Here is an 8,400-nt window from a genome sequence, read left to right as displayed (position 1 = left end):
AAAATTTCTTCATCGGCATCAATTATCAGTTGGTTGTCGATGCCTACTTCGCCGAATTCGTTGACGATGACTGCAACTTTTTTGCCGTGTTCTTGTGTTAAAATGCGGTTCAGTAGCGTAGTTTTGCCTGCGCCGAGATAACCCGTGAGAACGGTAACAGGAACTGATTCGATCGCCCCAGCAGTCACCATACTTGACCTCGATTATTGTACAATGATAACCATTATCGCTATTTTACACCAGACCTGCTGGCAGCGCCCACAATATTAAATAATGTTAATAAATTGTTGGTCAGAGCTTGGAGGAGCGAGTTTTACCAATAATATTTGCTGCAATTCAAAATATCGATAAACCCGCCCCTCTCCGATGACAATTAGTTGTTAATCATAGCTGCAATTCGATCGCGCTCTAACTCTCGACCGATCAGGACTAATTTCGTTTGACGGAGTTCCGAAGGTTGCCAAGGGCGATCGTAAAAATATTCTATGCGCGATCCGACACCTTGCAACACCATCCTCATGGGTTTCTTGGGAACCGCCACAAACCCTTTAATCCGATAGATTTCCTCCTGCTGCATCAAGGATTGCAGTTTTTTCACCAAAGCTTCAGGTTCAAATTCGCGATCGGCAATAAAGAAAGTCGAGTTAATATCATCATCATGTTCGTGTTCCTCCTCAGTGTCGTGGTGACTCGGGCGAGACTCCAAATCATCCTCAACCGCCGCATTAAATCCCATAAGCACATCGGGGTTAATTTCGCCACCTTTGCAGGGCACAATTTTTACACTCGGCCGTAACTCTTGCTGCAACCAGGTTTGGACTTTCTTGTGAGTTTCCGCATCTACGCGATCGACCTTAGTTAAAAGTACCATATCGGCACAGGCTAACTGGTCTTCAAACAATTCCTCGATCGGAGTTTCGTGATCTAAACTAGAATCAGCCTGTCGCTGTGCCATCAAAGCATCGATATCACCGACAAAAGTACCGCTAGCAACAGCTTCGCAATCGACAACAGCAACAACACCGTCTACAGTAGCACCCGTGCGAATTTCCGGCCAGCGAAAAGCTTGAATCAAAGGTTTAGGAAGTGCGAGACCAGAAGTCTCAATTAAAATACAATCAATTTGTTCTCGGCGTTTCAACAATTCCTGCATAGTCGGCAAGAATTCCTCTTGAACAGTGCAGCAAAGACAACCATTTGTTAGTTCAACAATATTGCTGCTGACATCTTCTTCTTCATCGCAAACTTGGCAATCGCGCAGCAGTTCTCCGTCAATTCCGATTTCGCCAAATTCGTTAACCAGAACAGCAATGCGGCGACCTTGATTATTTTGCAATAAGTGGCGAATTAAGGTAGTTTTGCCGCTACCGAGAAAACCAGTGATGACAGTAACAGGAATTTTGTGCATTGATAATTTTGTTGTTGTAGTGTGATTGAATATTTTTCAATTTTGGGTCAGTCAATTGCTGACAGGAAACTCGTTAAACCGACAGTCCGGCAGGGGTTTAAACCCCTGCCTCAAAGCGACAGTCCTCTCAAGAGGACTAATGAGTTTAAAATTTTTATTCTCAGTCCTCTTTAGAGGACTTTCGCTATTAGCCAGGGACTTAAGTCCCTGGCGGATTTGTCGCCTTAGTTATCGGCGATGGGCAAATCCTGGAAGGAAAGAGCTTAATTTCCTAGCGGTGGAATCTTTGCTAAAACGCCTTTTTTCAGAGCTTGAGGACGCTCAGACCAAGGCAACAAACCGTCCGGTTTAGCATAGTATTGACCCGCGCATTCGAGTACAGCCTCGACGCTTTCCGCCTCATTTGCTGGTAAATCGCCAAACAGATAAGTGTATTTTCCTACAGCAGCAAAAGACACCGCACAAGAGTGACTGCAAGCACTCATGCACTCAACTTCTTGAATCTCAAACTTATCAGAAAACTCCCAATCTTTAGCGAGTTGCGACAAATTTTCCATAAATTGTTGACCGCCGCTTTTACCTTCGCGCTTGCCGTTTTTCCAAACACTAGCGCAAGCAGTGCAAACAAATAGACTGTGCTTTGTGCGTACAGCCGTGTTAATTCCATCCATCATCCGTACCTCGCAGATGCGTTCAAAAGTGAGTTAGATATCGGCGGGCATTCTGACTTGAGAAACCACAAGGGTTTCATTACAGTTGCGGGACAGCGCCGGACTTGCACCGAACTTTCCCCGTTTCCTCTAGCGACTGCTCCCCGCTAGAACCGATCGCGAAATCACATCATACCGCACTTGCCGCCAATCGATTTTAGATTTTAGATTTTAGATTTTAGATTTCAGATTGGAGAAAGCCACCCCAGGGATAAATCTGGGGCTGGTTTAGTAGTTTGTAGGGGGCCCCACCGGCAGTTTACAGATTACCAATTATGCAGTTTCGTGCTGTTTGTGCCAAGCGGGATGCCACAGCAATTCCGCAGTCGATCGCTTCTCGACCATTTCAGGAGTAATCGTACAGTTAGCCACATCCTTGCGAGAAGGCAACTCGTACATCACATCGAGCATTAACTCCTCTAAAATGCTGCGAAGAGCTCTGGCGCCAGTTTTGCGACGATAGGCCTCCTGGGCGATCGCGCGTAGCGCTTCCGGCTGGAATTCCAATTCCACGCTGTCCATCTTCAACAGCTTTTGATACTGCTTCACCAGCGCATTTCGGGGCTCAGTCAATATCTGCATCAAAGCTGCTTCATCCAGCGGCGAAATCACCGTCACCACCGGTATCCGCCCGACAAACTCAGGAATCAAACCAAACTTGACTAAATCGTCCGGCTGTACCTGCTGCAAAATATCAGCGGCCCGCTTGTCTTTCGCCGGCAAAGTTGAGTTGCTGTCGCTTTCTGTTGGCTGAATAAAGCCCAATGATTTTTTGCCCAAACGCTGTTCAACTATTTTTTCCAAGCCGACAAAAGCACCGCCACAAATAAATAGAATTTTGCTAGTGTCAACTTGAATAAAATCTTGGTAAGGATGTTTGCGGCCGCCTTGCGGGGGAACATTAACCACTGTTCCTTCCAACATTTTTAGCAGCGCTTGCTGCACTCCTTCTCCCGATACATCCCTAGTGATCGAAGTGTTTTCGCTTTTGCGAGCAATCTTGTCAATTTCATCAATATAAATAATGCCGCGCTGCGCCGCTTCCACATCAAAATCGGACATTTGCAACAGGCGCAGCAAGATATTTTCTACATCGTCGCCGACATATCCAGCTTCTGTCAGTGTCGTCGCATCCGCTACCGCAAAGGGCACTTCGAGCATTTGTGCCAAACTTTGCGCTAACAAAGTTTTGCCACAACCTGTGGGACCCACTAGCAGGATGTTGGATTTTTGCAGTTCTACATCGCTGTCAGGGGAAGACTTCTCGCTATCTTTAGCTTGGTCAACGCTCAAGCGCTTGTAGTGGTTGTAAACTGCTACAGAAAGGACTTTTTTTGCTGAATGCTGGCCGATGACGTGGTTGTCTAAATGCTGCTTAATTTCTGTCGGTTTCGGAATTTGAGCTAAAACAATTTTCGATTTATTCGATCGACCCTGGCGCCGCGTTCCTTGTCCCTGAGACTCTCGCACCTCTGATTGGGGAATCTGTTGACCAATTGTTTTACTGGAGTCAAAGAACTCCTCCTCTAAAATTTCATTGCACAGTTCCACGCATTCATCGCAAATGTATACGCCGGGCCCAGCTATTAACTTGCGGACGTACTCTTGCGACTTGCCGCAAAAGGAGCATCTGAGATGGGAGTCATATTTTGACATATTTGCCTCTTAATTTACGGTTCCGGTTGCTTGTTTCGACTGGGGAAGTTGCCGCGGGAGCGACCTTAGCTTTGCCCTAGAAGGGTTTCCCGATCGGACACCCAAGCCAGTCAAGCTTCGCGATCTCTATTTCTAAGTTAACACTTTTGAGGCTTTAGTCATTAGTCATGAGTCATTCGAGCCAATTTGAATTTTTCATTTTCACTTGAAAATAAAATGGCACTGGCTTACCATTTTTTGTATTCCAAAAATTTTCCTGACATAATTATTTTCACTCGATCGCCTTTTGGGTCTGCTTCTTTCTCGACATCCAAAGTAAAGTCGATCGCGCTCATAATCCCGTCACCAAATTTTTCGTGAATTACTGCTTTGAGTGGCATCCCGTAAACTTGCATAATTTCATAGAAACGATAAATCAGGGGGTCAACCGGAACCGAGGCCTCCAAAGAACCTTTTAACGGAGGTTCACAGAGAACCGCACCCGTCTCGCTATCTAGTCCCAAAGCCGAGACAATTTTCTCGGCTTCATCTTCTGATGCGGTAGCTTGACGGTAAATAACCGCGGCAATCCAAACTTCGTCGCGCCCCAAAACTTTTTCCAAATCTGCAAAACTAATTCCCTTAGCTTTTTTAGCCGCCAAAAGCTTTTCTGTAATTCCTGAAATTGCCATTAAATATTCTCCCCTTCACTTCGGTGTAAGATGTGAAATTTTTCTCACATTTTGGTAATTTTGTCAATACTTAAGTTGAGAAAAAAAATCGAATTGATAGCTCGCAACAGCAGAAAAAGTTGGTTTCGTTAACCCCCACAACTCAGACAATTTGAGATTTGAGATTTGAGATGTTAGATTGGCAATGACTGATGGCTACCAGGGTTGAGAGCTAGTCAACAGTTGCATTCTTTATTCCAACTGGTATCACAACCGATAAATCCTAAAATAACTCATAACTGCCCTACGACAATGGTACAGTTGGCAGTATATGTAATAAAAGTTACACCCGCAAAGGCCTTCGGCATTCGGCAAACGGCTGAAGTTTGATCGTGCTAGCCTGAAGCTCAATCCTCGCTCACGCAGCCAAAGCCCCTTTACCGCTCAAAACCGGCAACTGACAAAAGTATGGAGATTCAGACCAAAGATTACACGATCCAGTACGATCGCGCTACGCAAACAGTCACCTGTAGCGGCTCGTTCCGACTCAGCCAGGTGGAAGAATACGCACCGATCGTCGATCTGCTCAACGAAGTGGCTGACTCCTGCCCAAACACCGTTACTCTAGACTTGCGAAAGCTAGAATTTTTAAATAGCTCTGGAATTAATATTGTCTCAAAATTTGTGATCAAAGTGCGACAGCAAAAAAATATTCAAATCGCCATCAAAGGTTCTAAACAGATCCCCTGGCAGATCAAATCCCTGAAGAACTTGCAGCGGCTGATGCCTTCCTTGCACTTAGAATTCGAATAGCAACGATAAAAGGTAAAGATGAATCGTCGGCTAAGTCGGGGAACCAGGATGAGGGTGGCTGAAGTTAATCGGAATAAGTCATAGTTAAACTAGCACAAAACCCTAAAAAACTTCAGAACCGACTAAAAATTACCAATTTTCAATTGCTATGCAGGAAGAACCCTCGACAGAACAGCTACTTTTCGACGTTCAGCGGCTGAGTGCGGAACTTGAAAACTTGAAGCGCGAAAAGGTTGACCTAGAACTTTTGCTGGAGACTACCACCGAACATTCAGATACGATGGAAGCTCACTTGCTGAGCAAAGCTCAGTTGGCGCTGCGTTCAAGCGAAGAGCAGTTTCGGGCGATCGCCTCGGCAACTCCCGTGCCGGTATTAGTTTCTCGCCTCTGTGACGGCTTAATTATGTATGCGAACGCTCAATTGGCTTCTCTCCTGAACATACCCCTAGAAAAATTGATCGGCTGCACCACTCCAGACTTTTACTTCAACCCCGCCGATCGCCCAAAGGTACTTGAGGCACTTGCTAAAGAGGGATACCTGCAAAACTACGAACTCCACTGCAAAAAATCAGACGGCAGCGCTTTCTGGGCGATGATCTCGGTTCAGTCGCTGGTGTTTAACGGGCAGCAGACGGCATTGTGCGCCTTGTACGACCTCACCCAGCGCAAGGAAGCAGAACAAACCCTCCAAGAGAGCGAAAAGCGGCTCCGCCGCCAGAGTTTGGCTTTGTTGCAGCTAGGTCGGCAGAGGACTCTCAATAGCGGTGCGCTGAATGTGGGAATTCGCGAAATTACCGAAGCTGCAGCCCGGACTTTGGATGTGGAAAAAGTCAGTGTCTGGCTTTACAACCATGGAAGATTTGGAACTCGCTACCCCAGCGAGCCCCAGCTAAATTTTACCGAGAGAGTGCTCGCCCACAACCAAACAGGGCCACTCGATAAAGAGGCCGCTGCTCCAGACGAAGACGAGGGGGTTAATCATTCTAAGTTTAAAATCCCCAACCCCAAATTAGTTTGTCTCGACTTGTACGATCGCACCCAGGAGAATCATTTGAGCCGGGAGTCCATATCGGCAAGCGATTTAAATTTATCAATTTTAGATGTGGAAGGAGACGCACCGGGCGAAAATTTGCGATCGGACAATGCTTTAGAACCTACGACAAAGACTCAAAACTCTCTACACAGAAATTTGTCTCACTCATCTTCGCTAGCCGAAAATTCCGCTGTGCGGCCAAATGCCAGCAAGCCCAATTCATCGATATTAAATGTAGCAATTAGGCTCGGCGGCCAGATCGTGGGCATCCTCTCTCTCGAACATATCGGCGCGCCCCGCCAGTGGGCTCTGGAGGAGCGCACCTTTGCTGATTCTTTGGCAAATTTGGTAGCGCTGGCGATCGAAGGATTTGAGCGCCAGCGGGCTCAAGAAGCCCTCTCCAAAGCCAAAGCGCAGCTAGAAATGACCGTCGATCAGCGCACCGCTCAACTCACCGCCGCCAATAAACTGCTCCGCATCGAAATTGCCGAGCGCAAAAGAGCGGAAATAGCCTTGCAAGAAGCCTTACACAAAGCTGAAGCAGCTTCTAGAGCTAAAAGCACTTTTTTAGCCAATATGAGCCACGAGCTGCGGACACCGCTAAACGCGATTATCGGTTACAGCGAAATGCTACAAGAAGAAGCACGGGAAACGGGACTCGAAGACATCATTCCCGATACCCAAAAAATTTATAACGCCGGCAAACATTTGCTCACTTTAATTAACGATATTCTAGACCTTTCTAAGATAGAAGCCGGTCGGATGGAGCTTTATTTGGAAAAATTTGACCTCAGTAATTTAATAGAAGAAGTCGTTGCCACTTTGCACCCTTTGGTCGAAAAAAATCACAATCAATTGCAAGTTTCTTGCTCTGAAAATTTGGGGGTGATGTATGCAGATTTGACTAAAGTCCGGCAAATTCTGTTTAATTTGCTATCCAATGCCCTGAAGTTTACCGAAGATGGAACGGTGCTTTTGAGCGCGGCTCGCGAACCAGCAGGCGGCAGGGATTGGGTTTATTTGCAGGTATCTGATACGGGGATTGGAATGTCGGCAGAACAGCAGCAGGGTGTGTTTGAACCTTTTATTCAAGGAGACGCTTCGACTACTCGCAAGTACGGCGGCACAGGTTTAGGATTGGCTATTAGCCGCTTGTTTTGCCAGATGATGGGCGGCGATATCACTGTTGAGAGTCAGTTGGATGTTGGCTCTACTTTTACTGTTCACTTAAAGGCAGAAGTTGATATTAGTTAGAAGCAAGTTGGGCAACGACAAATGTAGGGATTTAACGGGTGGGTTATGCCAGGAATTTTGTACCGGATTTAACCGATTTAACGAATGGCAAAAGAGGGAAAAATTCCCCAATTACTCATTCCCCCCTTACAAATTAGCCATTACCAATTACCAATTCCCTTTTTAATTGTGACACCGATCGCGATCGACCTCTGTTGTCGATCACACAGTAGCATTTTTTTTCAGCCTAGAATACCTATATTATTCCAAGATTGTCCTGCAGGCACGATCGAGCGCCTCGCTGCATTCACAAGTCCCACCTCAACCTAATTAAGGGGATGGGGGGTTGCTTCCAGACAGGCAATTTGGTAAAAGTAATGCTATGGTCGCGAAGCGGTAGAAGGCAAAAGTTAACAGGAAATCAGGAAGTTTCAAAAGTCTCTGGACGCAGAAACACAATTCTGCTTTTTGCCTTCATACTGCTTCTACTGGCGAGATAGCAATGCTGCTGAAAGCAATGCACAATTTCTCAGAATCAAAGGAGTGCATCTACATGATTAAACCTTGCAGTCAACCGCTAAAAATAAATCCTTTTACTTGTTATCGCGATCCGGCTACAGGCAGGTGGACTACTGTAGTTACAAGTGTTCCAAACACTTGTGAAACAGACTCTAGTTTAAAAGCAGAAGCCGAAGGCGAAAACGAAGGTAAAGCAGAAACTATCCTTTCTACTTCACCTGCTGTCTCGGTCTCGAAAAAAGTCCTTTCTTTTTCCGTGCCTCAGTTTAAACAACGTGCCAAAAAATCTGCTGTTAGTGTCAGCAGGTAGCTATTGCAGGGGTCTAATCTAGTTTCCACGGTTAGTCCCCGGCGCTCGTCAAACTAAACAAAACAAAC

At 46.0% G+C, this 8,400-nt stretch carries 8 protein-coding genes and 1 riboswitch; of the genes, 3 read left to right on the top strand and 5 right to left on the bottom strand.

Annotation, left to right across the window (positions count from 1 at the left end):
- The 5 genes from QUA45_RS15165 to cynS form a co-directional block, all read right to left on the bottom strand.
- The coding region (locus QUA45_RS15165; RefSeq protein WP_333221377.1) for a GTP-binding protein at positions 1 to 191 on the bottom strand (191 nt) is incomplete at its 3' end.
- A gap of 182 nt (positions 192 to 373) precedes the next feature.
- Complete coding sequence (cobW, locus tag QUA45_RS15160; protein ID WP_333221375.1) at positions 374 to 1,408, bottom strand: cobalamin biosynthesis protein CobW; 1,035 nt, start codon at positions 1,406 to 1,408, stop codon at positions 374 to 376.
- A gap of 263 nt (positions 1,409 to 1,671) precedes the next feature.
- The gene (locus QUA45_RS15155; RefSeq protein WP_333096581.1) at positions 1,672 to 2,082 is read right to left on the bottom strand and encodes a DUF1636 domain-containing protein; all 411 of its coding nucleotides are present in this window, start codon (positions 2,080 to 2,082) and stop codon (positions 1,672 to 1,674) included.
- A 22-nt stretch (positions 2,083 to 2,104) separates the two neighbouring features.
- Positions 2,105 to 2,251: riboswitch (cobalamin riboswitch) on the bottom strand.
- A gap of 140 nt (positions 2,252 to 2,391) precedes the next feature.
- The gene (gene clpX, locus QUA45_RS15150) at positions 2,392 to 3,774 is read right to left on the bottom strand and encodes an ATP-dependent protease ATP-binding subunit ClpX (RefSeq protein ID WP_333221373.1); all 1,383 of its coding nucleotides are present in this window, start codon (positions 3,772 to 3,774) and stop codon (positions 2,392 to 2,394) included.
- Between the two features lie 227 nt (positions 3,775 to 4,001).
- Complete coding sequence (cynS, locus tag QUA45_RS15145; RefSeq protein WP_333221371.1) at positions 4,002 to 4,445, bottom strand: cyanase; 444 nt, start codon at positions 4,443 to 4,445, stop codon at positions 4,002 to 4,004.
- A gap of 447 nt (positions 4,446 to 4,892) precedes the next feature.
- Here cynS and QUA45_RS15140 point away from each other — a divergent pair, with 447 nt between their 5' ends.
- The 3 genes from QUA45_RS15140 (at position 4,893) to QUA45_RS15130 (ending at position 8,332) form a co-directional block, all read left to right on the top strand.
- Positions 4,893 to 5,237 (top strand): slr1659 superfamily regulator, encoded by a 345-nt coding sequence (locus QUA45_RS15140; protein ID WP_333067612.1) that lies wholly within the window; start codon positions 4,893 to 4,895, stop codon positions 5,235 to 5,237.
- Between the two features lie 148 nt (positions 5,238 to 5,385).
- Positions 5,386 to 7,524: an ATP-binding protein gene (locus QUA45_RS15135; RefSeq protein ID WP_333221369.1), complete on the top strand. Its 2,139-nt coding sequence runs from the start codon at positions 5,386 to 5,388 to the stop codon at positions 7,522 to 7,524.
- Positions 7,525 to 8,005: 481 nt separating this feature from the next.
- Positions 8,006 to 8,332 carry a hypothetical protein gene (locus QUA45_RS15130; protein ID WP_333067614.1) on the top strand — a complete coding sequence of 109 codons (327 nt, stop codon included), beginning with the start codon at positions 8,006 to 8,008 and terminating at the stop codon, positions 8,330 to 8,332.
- Positions 8,333 to 8,400 lie beyond the last annotated feature (68 nt).

It is taken from the genome of Microcoleus sp. Pol12A5, from assembly GCF_036701435.1.
Lineage (GTDB): Bacteria > Cyanobacteriota > Cyanobacteriia > Cyanobacteriales > Microcoleaceae > Microcoleus.
The sequence above is the reverse complement of the archived record's forward strand: the minus strand, read 5'-3'. Positions and strand labels throughout refer to the sequence as shown.

What these genes read in the sequence shown, in the direction of transcription:
- cobW (WP_333221375.1), bottom strand. Translation starts at nt 1,408, where the DNA reads ATGCACAAAATTCCTGTTACTGTCATCACTGGTTTTCTCGGTAGCGGC.
- QUA45_RS15155 (WP_333096581.1), bottom strand. Translation starts at nt 2,082, where the DNA reads ATGATGGATGGAATTAACACGGCTGTACGCACAAAGCACAGTCTATTT.
- clpX (WP_333221373.1), bottom strand. Translation starts at nt 3,774, where the DNA reads ATGTCAAAATATGACTCCCATCTCAGATGCTCCTTTTGCGGCAAGTCG.
- cynS (WP_333221371.1), bottom strand. Translation starts at nt 4,445, where the DNA reads ATGGCAATTTCAGGAATTACAGAAAAGCTTTTGGCGGCTAAAAAAGCT.
- QUA45_RS15140 (WP_333067612.1), top strand. Translation starts at nt 4,893, where the DNA reads ATGGAGATTCAGACCAAAGATTACACGATCCAGTACGATCGCGCTACG.
- QUA45_RS15135 (WP_333221369.1), top strand. Translation starts at nt 5,386, where the DNA reads ATGCAGGAAGAACCCTCGACAGAACAGCTACTTTTCGACGTTCAGCGG.
- QUA45_RS15130 (WP_333067614.1), top strand. Translation starts at nt 8,006, where the DNA reads ATGCTGCTGAAAGCAATGCACAATTTCTCAGAATCAAAGGAGTGCATC.